Origin of the sequence: Xanthomonas nasturtii (assembly GCF_023337365.3) — a bacterium.
Classification (GTDB): domain Bacteria; phylum Pseudomonadota; class Gammaproteobacteria; order Xanthomonadales; family Xanthomonadaceae; genus Xanthomonas; species Xanthomonas nasturtii.
This window is the reverse complement of sequence record NZ_CP142084.2, coordinates 3,731,009-3,753,757: the sequence shown is the minus strand read 5'-3', so window position 1 is coordinate 3,753,757 and position 22,749 is coordinate 3,731,009. Positions and strand designations below refer to the sequence as shown.

22 protein-coding genes are annotated in these 22,749 nt (G+C 66.2%); 8 read left to right on the top strand and 14 right to left on the bottom strand.

Features of this window, described 5'->3' with window-relative positions; genetic code table 11:
- Window positions 1-60: 60 nt before the first annotated feature.
- The 4 genes from hemW to rph are packed head-to-tail and all read right to left on the bottom strand — an operon-like array spanning window position 61 to window position 2,943.
- Window positions 61-1,218, bottom strand: coding sequence for a radical SAM family heme chaperone HemW (gene hemW / locus M3O59_RS16310; RefSeq protein WP_249045134.1), 1,158 nt, complete (start codon window positions 1,216-1,218; stop codon window positions 61-63).
- 14 nt (window positions 1,219-1,232) lie between these two features.
- Window positions 1,233-1,832: an RdgB/HAM1 family non-canonical purine NTP pyrophosphatase gene (rdgB, locus tag M3O59_RS16305; RefSeq protein WP_064634296.1), complete on the bottom strand. Its 600-nt coding sequence runs from the start codon at window positions 1,830-1,832 to the stop codon at window positions 1,233-1,235.
- On the bottom strand, window positions 1,829-2,221 hold the full coding sequence (locus M3O59_RS16300; protein ID WP_064634294.1) for a VOC family protein: 393 nt from the start codon (window positions 2,219-2,221) through the stop codon (window positions 1,829-1,831). The genes rdgB and M3O59_RS16300 overlap by 4 nt, the downstream gene beginning before the upstream one ends.
- A complete protein-coding gene (gene rph / locus M3O59_RS16295; RefSeq protein WP_064634292.1) occupies window positions 2,218-2,943 on the bottom strand; it encodes a ribonuclease PH in 726 nt (241 codons plus the stop codon). Before rph ends, M3O59_RS16300 begins: the two co-directional genes overlap by 4 nt.
- 109 nt (window positions 2,944-3,052) lie before the next feature.
- Between rph and M3O59_RS16290 the strand changes: the two genes are divergently transcribed.
- The 3 genes from M3O59_RS16290 to rpoZ all read left to right on the top strand — a co-directional run bounded on the left by M3O59_RS16290 (window position 3,053) and on the right by rpoZ (window position 5,288).
- Window positions 3,053-3,913, top strand: a complete 861-nt coding sequence (locus tag M3O59_RS16290) for a YicC/YloC family endoribonuclease (RefSeq protein WP_064634290.1) — start codon at window positions 3,053-3,055, stop codon at window positions 3,911-3,913.
- A gap of 150 nt (window positions 3,914-4,063) precedes the next feature.
- Entirely contained in the window at window positions 4,064-4,675 is a 612-nt protein-coding gene (gene gmk / locus M3O59_RS16285) for a guanylate kinase (protein WP_005996765.1), read from the top strand.
- Window positions 4,676-4,988: 313 nt separating this feature from the next.
- Complete coding sequence (gene rpoZ, locus M3O59_RS16280; RefSeq protein ID WP_002812428.1) at window positions 4,989-5,288, top strand: DNA-directed RNA polymerase subunit omega; 300 nt, start codon at window positions 4,989-4,991, stop codon at window positions 5,286-5,288.
- A gap of 298 nt (window positions 5,289-5,586) precedes the next feature.
- On the opposite strand, the gene M3O59_RS16275 is transcribed toward rpoZ, so the two are convergent.
- From M3O59_RS16275 to M3O59_RS16235, 9 genes are all read right to left on the bottom strand, one after another.
- Window positions 5,587-7,242, bottom strand: coding sequence for an FGGY-family carbohydrate kinase (locus tag M3O59_RS16275; RefSeq protein ID WP_116905245.1), 1,656 nt, complete (start codon window positions 7,240-7,242; stop codon window positions 5,587-5,589).
- 3 nt (window positions 7,243-7,245) lie between these two features.
- Complete coding sequence (locus tag M3O59_RS16270) at window positions 7,246-8,019, bottom strand: SDR family NAD(P)-dependent oxidoreductase (RefSeq protein WP_064634325.1); 774 nt, start codon at window positions 8,017-8,019, stop codon at window positions 7,246-7,248.
- Between the two features lie 87 nt (window positions 8,020-8,106).
- Window positions 8,107-9,126 (bottom strand): ABC transporter ATP-binding protein, encoded by a 1,020-nt coding sequence (locus M3O59_RS16265; RefSeq protein ID WP_116905244.1) that lies wholly within the window; start codon window positions 9,124-9,126, stop codon window positions 8,107-8,109.
- 25 nt (window positions 9,127-9,151) lie between these two features.
- Entirely contained in the window at window positions 9,152-9,982 is an 831-nt protein-coding gene (locus M3O59_RS16260; RefSeq protein ID WP_064634282.1) for a carbohydrate ABC transporter permease, read from the bottom strand.
- Window position 9,983: 1 nt separating this feature from the next.
- Entirely contained in the window at window positions 9,984-10,853 is an 870-nt protein-coding gene (locus M3O59_RS16255) for a carbohydrate ABC transporter permease (RefSeq protein WP_116905243.1), read from the bottom strand.
- A 102-nt stretch (window positions 10,854-10,955) separates the two neighbouring features.
- Complete coding sequence (locus M3O59_RS16250; protein ID WP_116905242.1) at window positions 10,956-12,251, bottom strand: carbohydrate porin; 1,296 nt, start codon at window positions 12,249-12,251, stop codon at window positions 10,956-10,958.
- A gap of 110 nt (window positions 12,252-12,361) precedes the next feature.
- A complete protein-coding gene (locus M3O59_RS16245) occupies window positions 12,362-13,705 on the bottom strand; it encodes an ABC transporter substrate-binding protein (RefSeq protein WP_116905241.1) in 1,344 nt (447 codons plus the stop codon).
- A gap of 184 nt (window positions 13,706-13,889) precedes the next feature.
- Complete coding sequence (locus M3O59_RS16240; protein WP_005996784.1) at window positions 13,890-14,843, bottom strand: sugar-binding transcriptional regulator; 954 nt, start codon at window positions 14,841-14,843, stop codon at window positions 13,890-13,892.
- A gap of 25 nt (window positions 14,844-14,868) precedes the next feature.
- Complete coding sequence (locus M3O59_RS16235) at window positions 14,869-15,567, bottom strand: HAD family hydrolase (protein ID WP_116905240.1); 699 nt, start codon at window positions 15,565-15,567, stop codon at window positions 14,869-14,871.
- A 198-nt stretch (window positions 15,568-15,765) separates the two neighbouring features.
- On the opposite strand from M3O59_RS16235, the gene M3O59_RS16230 reads away from it, so the two are divergent.
- Window positions 15,766-17,937, top strand: coding sequence for a RelA/SpoT family protein (locus M3O59_RS16230; protein WP_064634278.1), 2,172 nt, complete (start codon window positions 15,766-15,768; stop codon window positions 17,935-17,937).
- A 123-nt stretch (window positions 17,938-18,060) separates the two neighbouring features.
- Here the strand turns inward: M3O59_RS16230 and M3O59_RS16225 are convergent, their stop codons facing one another.
- Complete coding sequence (locus tag M3O59_RS16225) at window positions 18,061-18,363, bottom strand: LysR substrate-binding domain-containing protein (protein ID WP_064634277.1); 303 nt, start codon at window positions 18,361-18,363, stop codon at window positions 18,061-18,063.
- A gap of 18 nt (window positions 18,364-18,381) precedes the next feature.
- Here M3O59_RS16225 and M3O59_RS16220 point away from each other — a divergent pair, with 18 nt between their 5' ends.
- From M3O59_RS16220 to M3O59_RS16205, 4 genes are all read left to right on the top strand, one after another.
- The gene (locus M3O59_RS16220; RefSeq protein ID WP_249045127.1) at window positions 18,382-18,714 is read left to right on the top strand and encodes a UxaA family hydrolase; all 333 of its coding nucleotides are present in this window, start codon (window positions 18,382-18,384) and stop codon (window positions 18,712-18,714) included.
- Window positions 18,715-19,054: 340 nt separating this feature from the next.
- On the top strand, window positions 19,055-19,435 hold the full coding sequence (locus M3O59_RS16215) for a RidA family protein (RefSeq protein ID WP_064629461.1): 381 nt from the start codon (window positions 19,055-19,057) through the stop codon (window positions 19,433-19,435).
- 30 nt (window positions 19,436-19,465) lie between these two features.
- A complete protein-coding gene (gene recG / locus M3O59_RS16210; protein ID WP_064629459.1) occupies window positions 19,466-21,610 on the top strand; it encodes an ATP-dependent DNA helicase RecG in 2,145 nt (714 codons plus the stop codon).
- Window positions 21,611-21,748: 138 nt separating this feature from the next.
- Window positions 21,749-22,687, top strand: coding sequence for a nucleoside hydrolase (locus M3O59_RS16205; protein WP_064629457.1), 939 nt, complete (start codon window positions 21,749-21,751; stop codon window positions 22,685-22,687).
- The last annotated feature ends 62 nt before the right edge of the window (window positions 22,688-22,749 follow it).

The window sequence follows — 22,749 nt, the reverse complement described above, 5'->3', positions numbered from 1 at the left end:
GCCATACAGTGGCTAAGCGGGCGCGCTGCGCTGCCGGCTTACCGGCGACGTTGGGCGCGGCTAACCCAGGAACAGCTCGACCACATCGTTGGTGAACCGGCGGCCCAGCTCGGTCGGCACCACGCGTTCGTCCTGCCGGGTCATCCAGCCTTGGGCCACTGCGCGCGCCAGCGGCAGCTCGATGGCCGCGGCCGCAAGGCCGGTGGATGCCTCGAAATCGCTCAGCCGGAAGCCTTCATGCAGGCGCAGCAGGTTGAGCATGTATTCGAACGGCAGCCGCTCGCGCGGCACGACTTCATCGCCGCCAATCGATGCAGGCGTGCCGGCGCTGGCCAGATAGCTTTGCGGATGCTTGTGCTTCCAACGCCGCAGCACATGCTCTTGGGCACCGGAGCTGATCTTGCCGTGCGCACCCGCGCCAATGCCCAGGTAATCGCCGAAACGCCAGTAGTTGAGATTGTGCGCGCACTGCCGCCCCGGTTTGGCATACGCGCTCACTTCGTACTGTGCATAGCCGGCCTCGGCCAGCAGGCGTTGGCAGTGTTCCTGGATATCCCAGGCCGCATCGTCGTCGGGGATGCCCTTGGGCGGGCGGGCGAAGAACACCGTGTTCGGCTCCAGCGTGAGCTGGTAGTGAGACACGTGCGTGGGTTGCAGCGCAAACGCGCGCTCCAGATCGTGCTCGGCCTGCAGCAGCGTCTGTTCGGGCAACGCATACATCAGGTCGATATTGAAATTGTCGTAGCCGGCGTCCTGCGCCAGTTTGATCGCACGCTCGGCATCGGCGCTGTCGTGAATGCGCCCAAGCCGCTGCAGCGCCACGTCGTCGAAGGTCTGCACGCCGAAACTCAGGCGGTTCACGCCCGCGGCGCGGTAGTGTTCGAAACGGCCATGCTCGGCAGTGCCGGGATTGGTTTCCAGCGTGATCTCAAGATTCGGCGCGAAGCGCAGCCGCGCCGCAGCCGCTTGCAGAAAGCGGTCGATCGCCTCGGCCGGAAACAGGCTGGGGGTGCCGCCGCCGAAGAATACCGAATGCACCACGCGGCCCCACACCAGCGGCAGGTCTGCATCCAGGTCGCGGATCAGTGCATCTACGTACTCCTCGAACGGCAGCACGCCCTTGGCCGCATGCGAATTGAAATCGCAGTACGGGCATTTGCGCACGCACCAGGGCAGGTGCACGTAGAGCGACAGCGGCGGTGGGATCAGTTGGGGCATTGCGCTAGCGTGATTCACAACGCCAACGCATGCAGCTTGTGCTGCAGCGTGGCCAGGGCCACCGCGCGATGGCTGAGGCGGTTCTTCAAGGCGGAATCCATTTCCGCAGCGGTCAGGCCGTACACCGGATCCAGAAACACCGGGTTGTAGCCGAAGCCGCCATCGCCGCGCGGCTCGGTGGTGATCACGCCTTCCCAGCTGCCTTCGGCAATCAGCGGTTGCGGATCTTCCGGGTGACGCAGCAACACGATCACCGCGTAAAACCGCGCGCTGCGGCGATCCGCTGGTACATCGCGCATGGCATCGAGCAACTTGGCATTGTTGGCCAGCGCATTGGTCGGGCTGCCGGCGTAGCGCGCGCTGTACAAGCCTGGCGCACCGCCGAGCGCATCGACGATCAAGCCCGAATCATCGGCCAGCGCCGGCAAGCCGGTCACCGCGCTGGCATGACGTGCCTTGATCAACGCGTTCTCGACGAAGGTCAGGCCGGTTTCCGGCACATCTTCCACACCCAGCTCGCCTTGCGCGACGATGCGCAGCGGCAGTGCGGCCAGCATGGCGCGCAGTTCTTCCAGCTTGCCGGCGTTGCCGCTGGCCAGGACCAGGTGTTTCATTGCTTGGGCTCCAGCAGGTCCCACCTGGTGCCGTACAGATCGCGGAACACCACCACCGTGCCGTACGGCTCCTCGCGCGGGGTTTCCAGAAATTCCACACCGAAGGCCTGCATGGCCGCGTGGTCGCGCCAGAAGTCGTCGGTGTAGAGGAAATGATCCACCCGCCCACCGGTCTGGTCGCCGATGCGCGCACGTTGCGCAGCGTCGGCCGGTTGCGCGAGCAGCAGGCCGGCGTCTTGCGCAGTGCCGGGGCCGATCACCAGCCAGCGCTTGCCATCATCGAGCGGGCGGTCCTGCAGTACGTGGAAACCCAGTGCGCCGGTGTACCAGGCAATGGCCGCATCGTAATCGGCAACCAGCAAGGTGGTCAGGGCGATACGGCGGCTCATCCGGCCAGTGCGGCGCGTTGCAGCGCGAACAATTCGCCCATGCCTTTTTCGGCGAGTGCGAGCAGTGCGTTGAGTTCCTCGCGACGGAACGCGTGGCCTTCGGCGGTGCCCTGCAGCTCGATGAAGCCGCCGCCATCGTTCATCACCACATTCATGTCGGTATCGCAGTCGCTGTCTTCCGGGTAATCCAGATCCAGCACCGGTTCGCCGCGATAGATGCCCACCGACACCGCAGCCACCGCGCCGATCAGCGGGTGCTTCTTGATGTCGCCGCGCTTGAGCAGCAGGTTCACCGCATCGGCCAGCGCCACGTAAGCGCCGGTGATGGCGGCGGTGCGGGTGCCGCCATCGGCCTGCAGCACGTCGCAGTCCAGGGTGATGGTGCGCTCGCCCAGCGCATTGCGGTCCACGCAGGCGCGCAGTGCGCGGCCGATCAGGCGCTGGATTTCCAGCGTGCGCCCGCCCTGCTTGCCACGTGCGGCCTCGCGGTCGGAACGGGTGTGGGTGGAGCGCGGCAACATGCCGTATTCGGCGGTGACCCAGCCTTCGCCCTTGCCGCGCAGAAACCCTGGCACGCGGTTTTCCACGCTGGCGGTGCACAGCACGCGGGTGTCGCCGAAGCTCACCAGCACCGAGCCTTCGGCATGGCGGGTGAAGGCGCGTTCGATGCGCACCGGGCGCAGCTGGTCGGCCGTGCGGCCGCTGGGACGGGAAAAGGTCATGCGATGAGTCCGGAAGTCGGGAGGTGGGTCTGGCTTCAGTGCGCAGCGTGCAGGCAGCCGGCAAGGGCCGCTAGGGTACCATTCGCGCTTTGACGGCACGGGATTCACGATGATCCGAAGCATGACCGCGTTTGCTGGCGGCGAACGCATCACGCCCTGGGGCACGCTCGGTTGCGAGCTGCGCTCGGTCAACCATCGATTTTTGGAAGTGGGTACGCGCCTGCCCGAGGAATTGCGTGCGCTGGAGCCGTTGCTGCGTGAGCGCGTGGCAGCGAAGAACAGCCGCGGCAAACTGGATCTGACGCTGCGCCTGCGCGCGCCCGAAAACGCGCAGACGCTGGCGGTCAACGAAGCGTTGTTGCAGGAACTGGGCGCGCTGGCCACGCGGCTGGATGGCCTGTTTCCCAAGCTGCAGGTGGGCTTCACCGATTTGCTGCAACTGCCCGGCGTGCTGCAGGTGCAGGACGTGGACGCGCCCGCGCTGCAGGCGCAGGCGCTGGCCTTGCTGGACGAGGTGGTGGACAGCTTTGTCGCCGCACGCGAGCGCGAAGGCAGCAAGCTGGCCGAGGCGATCAGCGAGCGGGTGGATGCGATCGAACGCATTGCCGCCGAGGTGCGCATCCTGATTCCGGTGATCCGCGAAGGGCAGCGCGCCAAGTTGGCCGCACGCCTGGCCGATCTGCCGCATCCGGTGGAACCGGGCCGTGCCGAGCAGGAACTGGTGCTGTGGCTGCAGAAGCTCGACGTGGACGAGGAGCTGGACCGCCTGTCCAGCCACATCGCCGAAATCCGCCGCGTGCTCAAGCAGCGCGAGCCGGTCGGCCGCCGCCTGGACTTCCTGCTGCAGGAATTCAACCGCGAAGCCAACACCCTGGGCTCCAAATCGGTGGACAGCCGCACCTCCAATGCCGCCGTGGATCTGAAGGTGTTGATCGACCAGATCCGCGAGCAGGTGCAGAACATCGAGTAGCCGGGATTGGTGATTGGGGATTCGGAATTGGTCGACGGCAACCTCGCGTTTCAGCGGGCCGAAGCCAATCCCGGTAGCATGTCGACCCCGGTGGTACCGGTCCGCAGTTCGTTCGCGACATCCGACTCCCCAATCCCGAATCCCTGACCTATGCGCGGCACTCTCTATATCGTTGCGGCCCCCTCGGGCGCCGGCAAGAGCAGCATCGTCAACGCCACCCTGGCGCGCGACCCGAAGATCGCCTTGTCGATCTCCTTCACCTCGCGCGCGCCGCGGCCGGGCGAGCGGCATGCCGAGCACTACCATTTCGTCTCCGCCGACGAGTTCCAGGGCATGATCGAGGCGGGCGATTTCTTCGAATACGCGCTGGTGCATGGCGACTGGAAAGGCACCGCGCGGCAGTCGGTGGAGCCGCAGCTGGCTGCCGGTCACGACGTGCTGCTGGAGATCGACTGGCAGGGCGCGCGCCAGGTGCGTCAGAAAGTGCCCGATGCGGTGAGCGTGTTCATCCTGCCGCCCTCGCGCCAGGCGCTGGACGAGCGCATGCGCAAGCGTGGGCAGGACAGCGAGGACGTGATGGCGCAACGCCTGGCTGCCGCCCGCGAAGAAATGCTGCATTTCGAAGAGTTCGATTACGTGATCATCAACGAGACCTTCGACACCGCGGTCTCGGAGATGTGCGCCATCTTCACCGCCAGCCGGTTGCGTCGGCAGGCACAGCAACAGCGGCACGCCGGGTTGATCCAGGCGCTGCTGGACTGAGCTCGTCGTCTCTGCTTACAGGCGCGTGATGCTCGATGTCTGCGCGCTTGCTCCGACGCCAACGCCGTGCAGTGTGGTGATCTGCCGGCGTAGCGGTGTGGACTGCGCGGATGGCGGCTGATCGGCTCACAGCCGGGTATGCAAGGGATGTTCTGCGCACCCGGACGGACGTGCGGGTGGGTAGACTCGGCCCAAGTTGCTGATTTCAAAGTAAACTGAACGCTCGCTGGTTGCCCGGCCAGCGGCGGCGGCGTACACTCCGCCCCCTTTCCCTCATTCGATGCGCGGCCGTTGCTGGTCGCCGGGAGCCCGCATGGCCCGCATTACCGTAGAAGATTGCCTGGAAGTCGTGAACAACCGTTTCGAGCTGGTCATGATGGCCTCCAAGCGCGCCCGTCAGCTCGCCAACGGCGTACAGCCGCTGATCGAAAACGCCGATGCCAGCGACAAGCCCACCGTGATGGCACTGCGCGAGATCGCCGCACGCCGGATCGACAACGCGCTGATCGACGAAGTCGAAAAGGCCGAACGCGAGCGTGCCGAGCGCGAAGCGCTGGAATGGGCCGCCGCCGAAGTGGTGGCCGACGAAGACATGTCCAAGAACGACGACTGATCGCCACCCGCCACTGCGGTGGCCGACGCTATCCGGACAGCCCGCCTTGTGCGGGCTGTTTGCGTTTTGAGGCATGGCGCATGCGGCAGGATGACTGTGGCGCGGTGAGACGAGTTTGGACCTCGCGCGCTGCGCTGCCGTGTGGCGTGCATGCTGCGCGCCGCACGTTCCGTCCACCGCTGCCCGCGACGATGCGCTTATCGACGTCGATGCAGTGCAGCCAACCGACCCGCGCGCTGGTCGTCAGACCGACGCCAACAACGCACGTGCTTGCCGCGCACGCCGCTGGCGTCAGCAGTCATTCTTTGCCGGCGCCTTCCATCGTGCGGCGCAGCTGCCGATCCAGCGCCTGCATGGCCTGGTATCCGCGCCGCTTTGCGGCATGCAAGCGTGCGATGTCTTCCGGCGTTGCCGCGGTACTCGCGCCCAGGCCGCTCATCGCCGACATCGCCGCGGGCAGGTCGCCGAATCCGCCGCTGGCCACCGCGGCCAGCATCGCGCTGCCCAGCAGCACCGGTTCGGCGGTGGCAGCGACCTGCACCGGCACGCCACAGGCATCGGCCATCAATTGGCGGACCAGGCGGCTGTGGCTGGCGCCGCCACTCATGATCACGCTGTCGAACCTGACGCCCTGCGCGCGCAGCGCATCGATGATCTCGGCCAGCCCGTAGCCCAGGCCGCAGATGCCGGCCACGTACAGCGCTTCCAGGCCTTGCAGATCGTGATCGATGGTCAGCCCGGCGATCATCGCGCGCGCGTTGGGGTCGGCATCGGGCGAACGGTTGCCCAGATAGTCCGGCAGCACATGCAGCCGGCGCGCCAGCACGGCGGCCTGGGACGCGCTGCCCACGCGCGCCAGCACGCGCTCTTCCAGCCACTGCAGCACATCCTGGCCTGCGGCGGCCGCCTGTGCCTGGGCGTCGGCATAGCCCGGGTGCGAGCGCACCAGGGTGTCGATTGCCACGCCGGCGGCGGATTGGCCGCCTTCGTTGAGCCATAGCCCTGGAACCAGTGCGGAGCCGTAAGGCCCCCAGACGCCGGGCGTGAAGCACGGCGTCTGCGTGCTGGCCAACACGCAGGCCGAGGTGCCGAAGATATAGGCCAACCGTGCGGTGAGCGGCATCGGCTGGCCATCTGCGGACGGGCTGGCGAGCGTGCCGATGGCACCGGCGTGGGCATCGATCAACGCTGCGCCCACCGCCGTACCCGCACGCAGGCCCAACTCTTCCGCGGCGCGCGCCGTCAGCCCCTGGCCCAGCGCGGTGCCCGGCGGCACCACGCTGCTACCGATCCGTGCGGCCGCGTCGTCCAGCAGGTCGCCCAGGCCGATGCGTTCGAAGTAACGCCGGCTCCAGCCCCCTTCGTGCTGCACGTAGGTCCATTTGCAGGTCACCGTGCATAGCGAACGGTCAGTGCTGCCGGTGGCGCGCCAGCTCAACCAGTCGGCCAGGTCGAAGAAATGCGCGGCACGTGTGTAGCTGTCGGGCAGATGCTGCTTGAGCCATAGCAGCTTGGGGGTCTGCATTTCCGGCGAGATCTGCCCGCCGACATAGCGCAGCACCGGCTCGTCGGTGGCGTTGATGTGCGCGGCCTGGGCAATGGCGCGGTGGTCCATCCATACGATGACGTCGCGCTCGGCCTGGCCGCTGGGGCTGATGCACACCGGCCCGCCGTCGGCGGCCACCGCCACCAGCGAGCAAGTGGCATCGAAGCCGATGCCGGCCACCTGCGCAGCGTCCACACCAGTGTGCGCCAGCGCGGCGCGGATCGCCTGCACGCAGGCCTGCCAGATGTCTGTCGACGATTGTTCGACCATCTCGCCGGGCAGGTACCAGGTCTGGATGGGGTGGCGCGCGGTGCCGAGCAATTGGCCGCGCGCGTCGAACAGCCCGGCGCGGGCGCTGCCGGTGCCCACGTCCACGCCGATGTAGATTGCCTCGTTGGTCGGTTGCATGGTTTACCAGCAGGTATAGCCGCCGTCGGCCAGCACGATGCTACCGGTCATCAGGCTGGCGGCGGGGGAGGCCAGAAACAGCGCCACCGAAGCGATTTCTTCCACTTCGCCCAGCCGCCCCATCGGCGTGCCGCCGATCCAGGCGTCGTACATCGCCGGGTCTTCCTTGACGAAGGCATTCAGTGGCGTGGCGATGTAGGTCGGCGCAACTGCATTGACGCGCACGCCGCGTGCGCCCCATTCGGCGGCCAGCGATTTGGTCAGGTGATGCACCGCCGCTTTGGAGGCGTTGTAGTAAGCCTGCGCCTGCGGCTTGTTGACGATGAAGCCGGACATCGAGCCGACGTTGACGATCACGCCGTCGCCGCTGTCCAGCATGTGCTTGCCGAACGCGCGGCAGCACCAGAAGGTGCCATTGAGGTTGACGTCGATGACATTGAGCCAGTGCTCGTCGGTGACCGTTTCGGCCGGGGTCTGGCTACGCGCGATGCCGGCGTTGTTGACCAGGATGTCGACCTTGCCGAACTGGGCGTTCAATGCATCGGCCACGCTGGTAACGCGTGCCGAATCGGTGACGTCCATCTGCACGATCTGCGCATCCAGGCCCTTGCTGCGCAGGGTGGCCAGGCCTTGCTCGGCCACAGCGCCATCGTGATCGGCAATGACCACCTTGGCACCGGCTTCGGCCAGCGCTTCGCAGATCGCCAGGCCGATCGCACGGCCGCCACCGGTGACGACCGCCACGCGGCCATCGAGTTTGAACTTGTCCAGATACATCGGCATATCTCCTGCTGGTCTTGATCGTGGGGGAGGAAGCGAAAACGGGGAGGAGTACATGGGAGGAACAACGAGGCAGTGGCGCGCTCAGCGCATGGCCTGTTGCTGCGCGTCGAAGCGGTGCAGATGCTGCGGGTCGGGGATCAGGGTCACCGTCTCGCCAACGTGCACGCGCAGATCGCCGGTGCAGCGCGCATCGATCGTGCCCACGCCGGGGATCGCCACGTAGACGAAGGTGTCGCTACCCAGATGCTCGGCCTGGATCACGCTGCCCTGCCAGGCATCGCCGCTGCCGGGTGCGGGGTTGCCGCGCTGCACGGCGATATGTTCCGGGCGCACCCCGAGCGTGACTGCGCCATGGCGCGCGGCCACCTCGCCCTGCAACAGATTCATGCGCGGCGAGCCGATGAAGCCGGCCACGAACACGTTGGCAGGGCGCTCGTACAACTCCAGCGGCGTGCCCACCTGCTCGATGCGTCCGGCCTGCAGCACCACGATCTCGTCGGCCATGGTCATCGCTTCGACCTGGTCGTGGGTGACGTACACCGCGGTGGTCTTGAGCTGCTTCTGCAGGCGCGTGACTTCCAGGCGCATCTGGACGCGCAGGGCGGCATCCAGATTGGATAGCGGCTCGTCGAACAGGAAGCCCTTTGGCTCGCGCACGATGGCGCGGCCGATCGCCACGCGCTGGCGCTGGCCGCCGGACAACTGCCCGGGTTTGCGGTCCAGATAATCGGTGAGGTTGAGCACCGTGGCGGCCTGCGCCACGCGCCGCTCGATCTCGGCACTGGGTACGCGCGCCATCTTCAGGCCGAAGGCGATGTTCTTGCGCACGCTCATGTGCGGATACAGCGCGTATGACTGAAACACCATCGACAATCCACGCTTGGCCGGCGCCAGGCCGGTCACGTCCTGGCCATCGATGAGGATGCGCCCGCCACTGACGTCTTCCAGCCCGGCGATCAAGCGCAATAACGTGGTCTTGCCGCAGCCGGACGGGCCCACGAAGACCACGAACTTGCCATCGTCGATCTCCAGATCCGCGCCGTGGATGACCTGGGTATCGTCGAAGGATTTGCTGACACCTTGCAGCGTGATGCGTCCCATGAACCACCTATCAAAGTTGAGTGAGCTACTTCACCGCGCCGAAGGTGAGCCCGCGCACGAGCTGCTTCTGGCAGAACCAGCCCAGCACCAGGATCGGTGCGATGGCCATCGTCGAGGCGGCCGACAACTTGGCCCAGAACAGGCCTTCCGGGCTTGAGTACGAGGCGATGAACGCGGTCAACGGCGAGGCCTGCGACGAGGACAGATTCAACGACCAGAACGCCTCGTTCCAGGCCAGGATCACGTTGAGCAGCAGCGAAGACGCGATGCCGGGCACTGCCATCGGCGCCAGGATGTAAAGGATCTCCTTGCCGATGGTGGCGCCATCCATGCGCGCCGCTTCCAGGATGTCCTTGGGGATGTCCTTGAAGTAGTTGAACAACATCCAGACCATGATCGGCAGGTTGCTCAGGCAAAGCACGATGATCAGGCCCAGCTGCGTATCCAGCAGCCCGGAATCGCGGTACAGCAGATAGATCGGCACCAGCACGCCCACCGGCGGCAGCATCTTGGTGGACAACATCCACAACAGGATGCCGCGCGTGCGCTTGGTCGGCGAGAACGCCATCGACCATGCAGCAGGGATGGCGATGACAAGCGCGATCAGGGTCGACCCCACCGACACCGCCACCGAATTCCAGGCATGCGCGAAGTAGTCGCTGCGGCCCTGCACGGCGATGTAATTCTCCAGTGTCCAATGGAAGAACACGAAGCTGGGCGGGCTGGAAAACGCATCGACTTCGGTCTTGAAGCTGGTCAGCAGCATCCACAGGATCGGGAAGAAGATCACCCCGCCGACCACCCATGCGGCAACCGTGGTGACGAGTATCTGCAGCGTGGGAGTACGACGTGCCATCTCAGGTCTCCAGGTTCTTGCCGACGATGCGCACCAGGAAGATGGCCGCGATATTGGCCAGCACCACGGCGATCAATCCGCCTGCCGAGGCGGCACCCACGTCGTACTGCAGCAGTGCCTGCGAATAGATCAGGTACGCCAGGTTGGTGGTCTGCAGGCCGGGCCCGCCGCCGGTGGTGACGTAGATCTCCACGAACACGGTGAGCAGGAAGATGGTTTCGATCAACACCACGATGGTCAGTGGGCGCGCCAGATGCGGCAGGGTCAGATGGAAGAAGCGATCGAACGTGCCGGCGCCGTCCATCAGCGCGGCTTCCTGTTGTTCTTCATCCAGTGACTGCAGTGCGGTCAGCAGGATCAGCACCGCAAACGGCAACCATTGCCAGGCCACGATGACGATGATGGAAAACATCGGGTACTGGGTGAACCAGTCGATCGGCGTCAGCCCAACGCTTTGCCAAAGCCACGCCAGCAATCCGGACACCGGATGCATCAGCAGGTTCTTCCAGATCAGCGCGCTCACCGTCGGCATCACGAAGAACGGCGCGATCAACAGCAAGCGCACGATGCGGCGGCCCACGAATACCTGATCCAGCAGCAATGCGATCAGCACGCCGAACACCGCAGTGATCGCCAGTACCGACCCGACCAGCAACAGGGTATTGCCCAACGATGACATGAACGCCGGGTTGCCCAGAAAGTAGCGGTAGTTGCCCAGTCCGACGAAAGTCTTTTCCGGGGTGAGCAGGTTGTAGTTCAACGTGGAAAACCACACCGTCATCGCCAGCGGCACGATCATCCAGGCCAGCAGCAGCACGATCGACGGGGCGATCAGAAACCGTGCGAGTTTTTGCGTTTGGTGCGTAGCCATCGGCAAGGTCCAGGGTGGAGGCAGGCAGCGCGCCTGCAATGCATGGCAGTGGCCGCATGCGTCGACGCAGAGGGACACGTCGACCGCACGGCCGGTGGTGCGTCAGAAGTTCAGGCTGACCTGCAGGCCCCAAATGGTGGCGTTGTCGCCATCCAGCCCACCCGGATGACGGATGTACTGCACGCTGGGCATGACTTCGATCCCGCGGCTGACGGCGATGTTGTAATTGAACTCGATGGGGTATTCGTAGCGCTGCACGCCAATGGCCGTCGTGCCTGTGGGCAAGCGTTGGTTGTAGCGGGTTTGCGCCGTGCGCAATGAATTGCTGAGCGCATTGCGGCCCACGGCCACGCTAACGCGGTCGTTGGGTCGCGCAGCGGACAGACCTTTCCAGAACCCGCCGATCGCCAGCACCTGGCCTACGGTGCTGACCTCGTCATCGGCGTCGATGATGCTTGCAAACAGCCGCAAACCGCCTCCGGCACCATTGCTGGTGACCTGTTGTTCGAAATTGGCGTAGAACGCACGGTCGGTGTCGTGCAGCGCGGCCGGATCGGTGCCGAGGCTGGTCGGCACGCCCGAGCGGGTATAGACGCGCAGCTGATCGTTGCTGTTGCGGGTTGCACCGATGCGGTAGTCGCCATCGATCCCGTTGCCGTAGTCGGGTTTGTACTCCACTTCGGCGACGATCATGGTGCCGTGGTCGTCGCCGGAGGTGCCGAGCTTGAGGCCCTGGTCGGTTGACCGGTTTTGCGGGTTGGCGTCGTAGCCGCCCACGCGGAAAAACCAGCGTTTGTCCGGGCTGAACGTGGCCACACCACCCCAGGCGCTGAGCGGGTCGCCATACCAGTTGTTGCTGATGTAGTTGGACGAGCCGCCGCTGCAGAAGGTCAGGTGCTGGTAGTTGCAGTTCAGCGCGAAGAAATCGGCGCTGGGATACAGGCGGCCGGCCTTCAGGGTCAGCCTGTCGTCGAACAGGCGTTGGGTCAGCGAGAACTGGGTCAGGCGTGTGACATCGCCGCGCCCGAAGATCTGCTGCGACTGCAACAGCGTGGGGATGCCGGCGGTGTTGTTGATCAACTCGCCGTTGCGATTGGTGATCTCCAGTTTGAAATCGGCGCCGGACCAGCCCCATAGCCGGTCCAGGTCGAAGTAGCCGCCCAGGAAGAATTGATCGGCATAGGCAGTGCGCTCGCGCAGCCCGCCGGAGGTGTTGTGGGCGGTCTGGCTGAAGTGCGCCAGTTTGAACTGGATGCCGTCATCGGCCAGCTGGCTGCGCAGGCCGCCCCAGTCGCCGCCAATATGCTTGTCCGGGTCGAATGCCTGGGCGCTGGCCTGCATGCAGGCCAGACCGGCGAGCACCAGCGTCAGCGCAGGTGTGGTGTGCCTGATCTTCATCGATTGCCTCGTGGAGTAGATGCGGCGCCGTGACGCCGGAGCATGTCTGTGGCCAGGGATGGGCCGGGCAGGGTGCCCGGGCCCTCGAACCTGCACGTTGCGCCCTGCAGCTAGCGTTTGGGGTAGCCGGCCCGCTGCATCTCGCGCTCGGTCGCTGCCTGCGCATTCTTCAATGCTTCATCCACGCTGATCGAGCCGGTGAGCGCCGCGGAAAACTGCTGGCCCACGGTGGTGCCGATCGACTGGAACTCGGGGATGGCCGCGTACTGCACGCCGACATACGGCACCGGCTTGACCGTGGGGCGATGGGTGTCGGCGCCCTGGATGGCAGTCAGCGTCTGCTTGGCGAAGGGGGCGGCCTTGAGGTACTCGGCCGTGGTGTACAGCGACTGGCGCGTCCCCGGCGGCACATTGCCCCAGCCTTCCTTGCCGGCCACCAGCTCGGTGTAGTGCTTGCTAGTGGCCCAGGCGATGAAGGCCTGCGCCTTGTCGGCCTTTTTGGAGCTGGCCGGGATGGCCAGATTCCAGGCCCACAGCCAGCCGGTGGTCTTGCCCTTGCCCGCATCCGGCGCCGCAGCAAAGCCGACCTTGTCCGAGACCTTGGATTCGCTCGGATTACTGATGAACGATGCGGCCACCGTGGCATCGACCCACATTGCGCACTTGCCTGCGGTGAACAACGCAAGGTTCTCGTTGAAGCCGTTGGACGCGGCGCCCGGCGGGCCGGCCTGCTTCATGACATCCACATAGGTCTGCAGGGCGGCTTTCCATTCCGGCTGGTCGAACTGCGGCTTCCACTGTTCGTCGAACCAGCGCGCACCGAAGGCATTGCCCATCGCACTGATCAAGGCCATGTTCTCGCCCCAGCCGGCCTTGCCGCGCAGGCAGATGCCGTAGATGCCGGCCTGCTTGTCGGTCATCTTGCGGGCGGCCTCGGCCACGAAGCTCCACGACGGCTGCGCCGGCATGCTCAAGCCGGCCTTTTGCAGCAGGTCGGTGCGGTACATCAGCATCGAGCCTTCGGCGTAGAACGGGGCGGCATACAGCTGGCCGTTGTGACTGGCCGCATCACGGATCTGCGGGATCAGATCGTCCACCTGATAGTCCGCATCGAACGTGAGCGGCTTGAGCCAGCCGCGCTCGGCCCAGATCGGCACCTCGTAGGTACCGATGGTCAGTACATCGAACTGGCCGCCCTTGGTGGCGATGTCGGTGGTGACGCGCTGGCGGAGCACGTTCTCTTCCAGGGTGACCCATTCGAGCTTGATCTGCGGATGGGTGGCGGTGAAATCCGAGGTCAACTTCTGCATGCGGATCATGTCGCCGTTGTTGACCGTGGCGATCACCAGGGTGTCTGGCTTGGACGCAGCGCCGCTGTTGCTCGCGCCGCCGCCGCATGCCGCCAGTGCTGCACTCAGTCCCGCGCAGATCAGGGTCTTGATCGAAGTGTTCATACCGGTGCCTCAGCTTGAGGTTGGTTGAGCAAATGCCCGTGTGGTGCGCATATGCCCACGACCTCGCCGCGCTGTAAAGCACTTTCGATCTTGCAGCGCAGCATCGCAGCGCACGCCAAAGCGCCCGCAATCGCCGGGAAATTTCAGCAATGAACTGCGATCGAGCCCGCCGCGATGGCACCGCTCAGCTGGCGAGCAACGCCTTGGCGGTGTGCTCGTCGGTGATCAGACCGTTGAGGATGCGGCCCTTCAGCGCGGCCTTGATCGGACCCACCTTGGCGTTGCCCACGGCTACGCCGATCGACAGGCTGGTTGCCGGCACCGGGTGCGGCACGCTGGTCAACCGCAGGTTGGTGCCTGCATCGATGATGTCGCCGGCTGCGGTGAGCGCCCAGCCGATCACTTCGCCCACCGCACCCAGCCGGATCAGGTCCAGCAGTTCGGTGCGGCTGATGAAACCATCCACATGCAGGGGCGCGGTTTGATCGAGCTGGCCAACACCGACCAGGCGCAGGTCGGCCTTTGCGGCGATCGCGCGGACCCGGCGCACTGCTTCGATCCCCAACAGCGTTTCGCGTTCTTCCTGCGAGGACAGAAACACCGGCAGCGGCATCGGGTAGTGCTGCGCACCGGTCAGGTCGGCCAGCCGCGCCACTGCATCGAACGGGCTGGCGGAGCCGTCCGGGGAAATGTTGCCGACCAGCGACACCAACTGATGATTGCGCGTCTGCATCGCAGGAATGCGCTCCACCGCCGCACGCATGGCGCGGCCGGTACCGATGCCGATGATGCTCGGGGTGTCGCTGCGCAGGGTGGATTCCAGCAGCGCCGCGGCACGTTCGGCGACCCCGGTGACCAGGTGCGGGTCGGCCGGATCTGTGGGCGCGACCTCGCAATAGCGCATGCCGAAACGGTCTTGCAGCTGCGCGGCCAGATCCATGCAGGCGGCGATCGGATGTTCCAGCCGGAAGGTGATCAACCGCTGGCTCAGGCACAACGACACCAGGCGCTGCGCGGTGGCGCGCGAGACCTTGAGCTTGCGTGCGATCTCGTCCTGGGTGTTGCCGGCGATGTAGTACAGCCAGCCCGCTCTGGCTGCGGCATCGAGTCGGCTGGTGTCGTTATCGGGGTTGGCCATCGTCACATCTGTCTGCGTGGAAGTCTCAGCCTAACGTAGTGCCCAGGCGCTTGGTGCCGATGGCGCCAAGTGCGGCGGCCACGGCCGGCATGTCTGCAAACACCTGCGATGCGCCTGCGGCAGCGAGCAGCGCAGCGGCGGCAGCAGTGGCGCGGTGATGACCGCCGCCGGTGAATCCCCAGACCTGCATCCCGGCCGCGCATGCGGCCTGCACGCCGCTCGGGCTGTCTTCGATCACCAGGCAGGAGGCAGGGGCCGCGTGCATGCGTGCGGCGGCGAGCAGGAACAGGTCCGGCGCGGGCTTGCCACGGGCGACCAGCTCGGCGGTGTAGATATGCGCGCGGAAATGACCCGCCAGGCCGGTGACCTGCAGGCACAGGCGCACCCGCTCCAGATGGCTGGAGGAGGCAACACACCGTGGTGTCTGCACTGTGTCCAGCAGCGCGGCCACGCCCGGCATCGGCTGCAATTCTGTGCCTACGCGGGCCAGTAACGCGGCAGTGAGGTCGCGCTCGAAGGTGTCCGGCAGCGTGCGACCCAGCGTCTGCACATGCGCGCGCACGCTGCCCAGGCTGCGCCCGAGAAAGTGCTGCTGGACGCCGCCGATGTCGATGTCCACGCCGTGTTGTTGCAGTGCCTGGGCCAGAACCGCGCAAGCCAACGGCTCGCTGTCGACCAGCACGCCGTCGCAGTCGAAGATCAGCAGGTCGGGCGTAGCGTGCATGGGCGAATCCCAGGAGCGATGCGGGCCCGAGTGTATCAATTCGGGCAAATGCCGCCACGCTGGGCAAAATTGCAGGGGCGTTCAGAGTGGCCGTTGCGTCCGGCGTGAGGGGGAGCGCTGTGCCCGATGAAAGGCCGCCGGCCTGCCGGGCACGCATGCCGCGTTGCCGCAAACCGGCCACTGGCATAGTCTTCGCGCATGAACCCAGGCCCCACTGCCCAGGCGACCGTCGTGACGTCTCCGTCTTCCGACCAGGCCATCCCCGACTACGTCCTGCACCTCGAACGCGCTGCCAGCTACCTGCCCAAGGAGCAGCTGCCGATCTTGCGCCGTGCCTGGGAAGTGGGCGCCATGGCGCATGCCGGCCAGACCCGCAAGTCCGGCGAGCCCTACATCACCCATCCGGTGGCCGTGGCCGGCGTGCTTGCCGAGCTGGGCCTGGACATGGAATCGCTGATCGCCGCGATCCTGCACGACACCATCGAAGACACCCCGCTGACGCGCGAAGAGCTGGCGTCCGAATTCGGCGAAGCGGTGGCCGAGCTGGTCGATGGCGTGACCAAGCTGGACAAGCTCAAGTTCCGCGACCGCCAGGAAGCGGCGGCGGAAAGTTTCCGTAAGATGCTGCTGGCGATGTCGCGCGACCTGCGCGTGATCATGATCAAGCTGGCCGACCGCCTGCACAACATGCGCACGCTCGGCGCGCAGAGCACCGAAGCGCGTGGCCGTATCGCACGCGAGACGCTGGAGATCTACGCACCCATCGCCCAGCGCCTGGGCATGAGCCTGATCAAGTCCGAGCTGCAGAATCTGGGCTTCCGTGCGTTGTACCCGTGGCGCCACGCCATCCTCGAGAAACACATCCGCAGCCAGCCGGTGGTGCGGCGCGAATCGATGGCGCAGGTGGAAGTACAGCTGAGCCAGCGCCTGGCCAAGGAAGGGCTGGAACATCGTCTGGTCAGCCGCATCAAGACGCCCTGGAGCATCTATTCCAAGATGCACGAAGAGAACAAATCCTTCGACCAGGTGATGGATGTGTTCGGCTTCCGCCTGGTGGTGCGTTCGGTGGCCGATTGCTACCACGCCCTCGGTGCGGTGCATGCCAGCTTCAAGCCGCTGGATGGGCGCTTCCGCGATTTCATCGCGATCCCGAAGGCCAACGGCTACCAGTCGTTGCACACGGTGTTGTTCGGCCCCTACGGCTCGCCGATCGAAGTGCAGATACGCACCGAAGAAATGGACCTGATCGCCGAACGCGGCGTGGCCGCACATTGGACTTACAAGGCGGGCTCAACCTCGCCCAACAGTGCGCAGAGCCGCGCGCACGACTGGATCGTGGGGTTGATCGACTCGCAGCGCGCCGCCGGCTCGTCGCTGGAGTTTCTGGACAACGTCAAGGTCGACCTGTTCCCGGACGAGGTCTATCTGTTCACGCCCAAGGGCAAGATTCTGGCGCTGCCGCGCAATTCCACTGCGCTGGATTTTGCCTACGCGGTGCATACCGACGTGGGTAACCGCGCGGTGGCTTCGCGTGTGGACAAGAAGCTGGTGCCGCTGCGCACCAAGCTGGTCAGTGGGCAGGCGGTGGAAATCATCACCGCGCGCTCGGCCACGCCCAAGCCGCAGTGGCTGGAATTTGTGGTCAGCAGCAAGGCGCGCACCGCGATCCGCCACCAGCTCAAGCAGCTCGAGCACGAAGATGCCGTGCAGCTGGGCCATCGCATGCTCGATCGCGCGCTGGAAGCGATGGATTCCTCGCTGGAGCGGCTGCCCAAGGGACGCCTGGACGCTTTCCTCAACGAGCACCGCTATCCGCGTCTGGAAGCGCTGCTGGCCGATGTGGCGCTGGGCAACTGGATGCCCAATCAGGCCGCGCAGGCGTTGATGGCCTACGCTGAATTGCGTGGTGGCGGCCATTCCAAGCACTCGCACGAAAAGATCCTGATCGACGGCAGCGAACGCGGCGTGATCAGTTTCGCCAACTGTTGTCAGCCGATTCCCGGCGACGAAATCATGGGCTACCACACCGCCGGCAAAGGCATCGTGGTGCACCGCCTGGACTGCCCGAACCTGGCCGAGCTGCGCAAATCGCCCGAGCGCTGGGTGCCGATCGATTGGGACTCCAACGTCACCGGCGATTACGACACCGCGCTGGTGGTGGAAGTGGAAAACCGCACCGGCGTGCTGGCGCAGCTGGCTGCGGCGATCGCGCAAAGCAAATCCAATATCGAACGCGTGGACTACCTGGACCGCGATTTCAATGCGGCCGTCTTGCGTTTCAACATCCAGGTGCGCGACCGCCGCCATCTGGCTGAAGTGATGCGCCGGCTGCGCCGCCTGCACGTGGTGCAGAGCGTAGGGCGGCAGTAGGAACGCCGCAGAGGCGCGGCTCCCACACGCCCGTTGCTGCCAGCAGAGTGCGGATGCTCGCCGCTTCGGAAGGTGTGGCGGGCATGCCGCAGCGGATGCGGGCGCACGGCTTGATGCTGGCCCTCAGGCGACCAAACGACGCAGCGCGGGGTTGTCGTTGTCCTGCTTCCACACCAGGTGCAGCTCCACCGGCGTGGCAGGGGTTTCATCGCGCAGCGGCAGGTAGACGATGCCGGCGTAGCGCAAGCCGCTGGCGCCTTCTGGCACGAGTGCCATGCCCATGCCGGCGCGCACCAGCGCCGGCACCGGATGGATCTGGCTGACGTATTGCACCGAGCGCGGTGCGATGCCACGTGCGCCGAACAGCTGCGCCAGCAGGTCATAGAAATAGCGCGCTTCGTCGGGCGCGTAGGGCGAGCGGGTCAAAGGACACGGCCTGCAGTATTGCGCCACCCGGCCAGCGACTTTGTCTGCGGCACCCTGCAGGTGGCGGCCGGCATGAACCTGCATGTGTTCACCACCGGGCGCGGCACGCCTTACGGCCTGGGCATGGTCCCGGTGATCAAGGTCGCCACCCGCAGCGAACTGGCGCAACGCTGGTCCGACCTGATGGACATCGATGCCGGCAGCGTAGCCACCGGTGACAAGACGCTGGAGCAGCTGGGTTGGGAGGTGTTCCAACGCTATCTGGATGTGGCCAGCGGCCAGCGCACCTGGACCGAACACCACCGCCTGCACAACGATCTGGCTTTGTTCAATCCGGCGCCGATTACCTAGTCCTGGCCCTCTCACGGGAGAAGGCGCGCCTCCCTTCTCCCATCGGGACATTGTCCCCCCTTCATGGGGGAGAAGGTGCCCCGAAGGGGCGGATGAGGGTACGTGCGCAGCCTCACGCACGACGTCACAAGCGTCCAGCAGCGCACACCTGCAGCCTCACTGAAGCCATGGCGCGCAAGCGAAAGCCAGCCGCAACCACTACCACGGCAAGACGCCCATTGCACCGAGCAGCGCGCCGCTAGTCCGCCAGCTACCGCCCGCGCGCAGCCATCCCCCATTCGCTCGTCAACCGCATGCGCCGATACAATGCGCGTTCGTTTTCAGTGTTGACGGAGTCGCCATGTCCCAGATCATCCATACCGACCAGGCGCCTGCCGCCATCGGCCCGTATTCGCAGGCCGTGCGTGCCGGCAACACGGTGTATTTCTCCGGTCAGATTCCGCTGGACCCGGCTACCGGCGAGATCGTGCCGGGCGACATTGGCGCGCAGGCGCGTCGCGCGTTCGACAACCTCAAGGCGGTGGCCGAAGCGGCTGGCGGCTCGCTCGACAAGATCGTGCGTCTTGGCCTGTACCTCACCGACCTTGGCCAGTTCGCTGCCGTCAACGCGGTGATGCAGGAGTATTTCAAGGCCCCGTTCCCCGCGCGTTCCACCATCGAAGTGTCCGGCCTGCCCAAGGGCGCCGGGTTTGAAGTCGATGCGGTAATGGTGATCGAGTGATCGTGCCCAACTGAGCCGATTCGATCCGTCGTGCCGCGCGCGCGTCCCGTCACCCCGGCCCTGGCCGCCGCCGGCCAGGCACCGCTGTCCAGCCTGCCCGGGGTCGGCCCGAAGGTGGCCGACAAATTCGCCGCGCGCGGCATCCTGAGCGTGCAGGACCTGTGGCTGCATCTGCCGCTGCGCTATGAAGACCGTACGCGGCTGACCACCATCGCGCAGTTGCAAGGCGGCGTGCCGGCGCAGATCGAAGGGCGCGTCGATGCGGTGGAGCGTGGCTTCCGCTTCCGGCCGGTGCTGCGCGTAGCGGTCTCGGACCAATCGCATGGCACGGTGGTGCTGCGCTTCTTCCACTTTCGCGCCGCGCAGGTGGCGCAGTTTGCCGTCGGCACGCGCGTGCGCGTGTTCGGCACGCCCAAGCCCGGCCAGCACGGCTGGGAGATCGTGCACCCCAGCTACCGCGTGCTCGCGCCGGACGAAGACGCCGGGCTGGGCGACAGCCTGGACCCGGTCTATCCGGTATTGGAGGGCGTTGGGCCGGCCACGCTGCGCAAGCTCATCGGCCAGGCGCTGGAGCGGTTGCCGCCGGAGGCCGCGCTGGAATTGCTGCCGCCGCACTGGCTGCAGGACGAGCAACTGCCATCGCTGCGCGAGGCATTGCTGACCATGCATCGCCCGCCGGTGAATACCGACCCGCAGCAGTTGCTCGCCGGCGGGCATCCGGCCCAGCAGCGCCTGGCCATCGAAGAACTGCTGGCGCATCAACTCAGCCTGCGCCGCCAGCGCATCGCGCTGCAGCGGTTTCATGCGCCGGTGTTGCCCGGCAACGGCACGTTGGTGCAGCAATTGCGCAGCGCCTTGCCGTTCCAGCTCACCGGCGCGCAACAACGCGTGTTCGAGCAGATCGCACACGACCTGGCGCAGCCCTCGCCGATGCTGCGGCTGGTGCAAGGCGATGTCGGCAGCGGCAAGACCGTGGTCGCTGCGCTGGCGGCGATGCTGGCGGTGGAGCAGGGCAAACAGGTCGCACTCGCCGCACCCACCGAACTGCTGGCCGAGCAGCACCTCACCAATCTGCGTGGCTGGCTGGAGCCGCTGGGCGTGCGCATCGTCTGGCTGGCCGGCAAGGTCACCGGCAAGGCGCGCGCTGCGGCGATGGCCGAGGTCGCCTCCGGCCAGGCACAGGTGGTGGTGGGCACGCACGCACTGATGCAGGAAGCGGTGGTCTTCCACGATCTGGCGTTGGCCATCATCGACGAACAGCACCGCTTCGGCGTGCACCAGCGCCTGGCACTGCGCGACAAGGGCGCGGCGGCGGGCAGCGTGCCGCATCAGTTGGTGATGACCGCCACGCCGATCCCGCGCACGCTGGCGATGTCCACCTATGCGGATCTGGACGTGTCAGCCATCGACGAACTGCCGCCCGGCCGCACGCCGGTGCAGACCATCGTGCTGAGCGCAGAACGCCGCCCCGATCTGGTCGAGCGCATCCGCGCCGCCTGCGCCGAAGGACGCCAGGCGTACTGGGTATGCACGCTGATCGAAGAAAGCGAGGAACCCGGCAAGGGTGCGCCAAACGGGCCACCACGTATCGAAGCGCAGGCCGCCGAAGTCACCTTCGAAGCCTTGTCGGCGCAGCTGCCCGGCGTGCGCGTCGCACTCGTGCATGGCCGCATGAAGCCGGCCGAAAAACAAAAGGCCATGCTCGATTTCAAGCAGGGCCGCAGCGATCTGCTGGTTGCCACCACCGTGATCGAAGTCGGCGTGGACGTGCCCAATGCCTCGCTGATGATCATCGAAAATGCCGAACGCCTGGGCCTGGCCCAGTTGCACCAGCTGCGCGGCCGGGTCGGGCGCGGCGCGGCCGCGTCCAGTTGCGTGCTGCTGTACCAGGGCCCGCTGTCGATGATGGCGCGCCAGCGTCTGGAAACCATGCGCCAGACCAACGACGGCTTCGTGATCGCGGAAAAGGACCTGGAATTGCGCGGCCCCGGCGAACTGCTGGGCACACGGCAGACTGGCCTTGCCAGTTTCCGCATCGCCGATCTGGCGCGTGACGCCGGCTTGCTACCGCGCGTGCAGGTGCTGGCCGAACGGCTGCTGGCCGAAGCGCCGGAAATCGCCGATCGCGTCGTCGCCCGCTGGATCGGTGGCGCGGTGCGGTATGCGGCCGCTTGAGCGGCGGGGAGTGGGGAGTCGGGATTGGGGATTCGTCAAAGCGGGGTTGCTGCGACCTGGACGTTCCCGGAATTCGCGCGGCTCGCCGATCCTTGCGAAGATGCCGCAACGAATCCCGAATGCCCGATCTCCAATCCCATGACCAAAAAGATACCGCTGCTGATCGACACCGACCCCGGCGTGGATGACGCGCTGGCGCTGCTGATGGCCTTCAACGACACCCGCCACGAGGTGGTCGGGCTGACCATCGCCGCTGGTAACGTCGGCCTGGAGCACACCGTGCGCAACGCCTTGAAGGTGTGCGAGATCGCCGGCCGCTCCGATGTACCGGTCTACGCCGGCTGCCCGCAGCCGCTGCTGCACCCTTCGGTGGATGCAGCGCACGTGCACGGGATCGACGGCTTCGGCGATGTGGGTCTGGCACCGGCCAAGCGTACTGCCGAGGCCGAACACGCCGCGCTCGCCATCCTGCGGCTGTCGCACGAGCACGCCGGCGAGCTGCTGCTGGTCGCACTGGGCCCGCTGACCAATCTTGCGCTGGCGCTCACCCTGGACCCGACCCTGCCGCAGCGCGTGGCACGGCTGGTGGTGATGGGCGGCGCGCTGACCGGGCACGGCAATATCACCGCGGCGGCCGAATTCAACATCGGCTTCGACCCGGAGGCCGCGCACATCGTGTTCCGCGGCTTCCCGCAGTTCGACGTCGCCGACTGGGAGGCCACCATCGCGCATGGCCTGTTGCACCGGGACGTGGAACAGTGGCTGGCCGCCGACACCCCCCGCGCCCGCTTCTACGAGGAAATCTCGCGCAAGACCCGGTTGTGGTCCGAAGACAGCCGCGGCGAGTACTGGTATGCCGCCGACGCGCTGGCGATGGCCTTCGCCCTGCACCCGGAAGGCGCGCAGCGGCTGGAGCAGCGCCCGGTCCACATCGAGCTGTCCGGCACGCATACCCGTGGCATGACCCTGGTGGACTGGAACCGGCAGGGTGGGGCGCCCGACAACGCCAACCTGCTGCTGGCGTACGACCGCCCGCAGTTCTATGGCCTGGTCGGGGCCGCCCTGGCCGCTGGCTAGGGCAACCTTGCGCCGGGCGAACGGAGGCCGCTATAATGCTCGGCTTATCCAGGCAGCCCGGC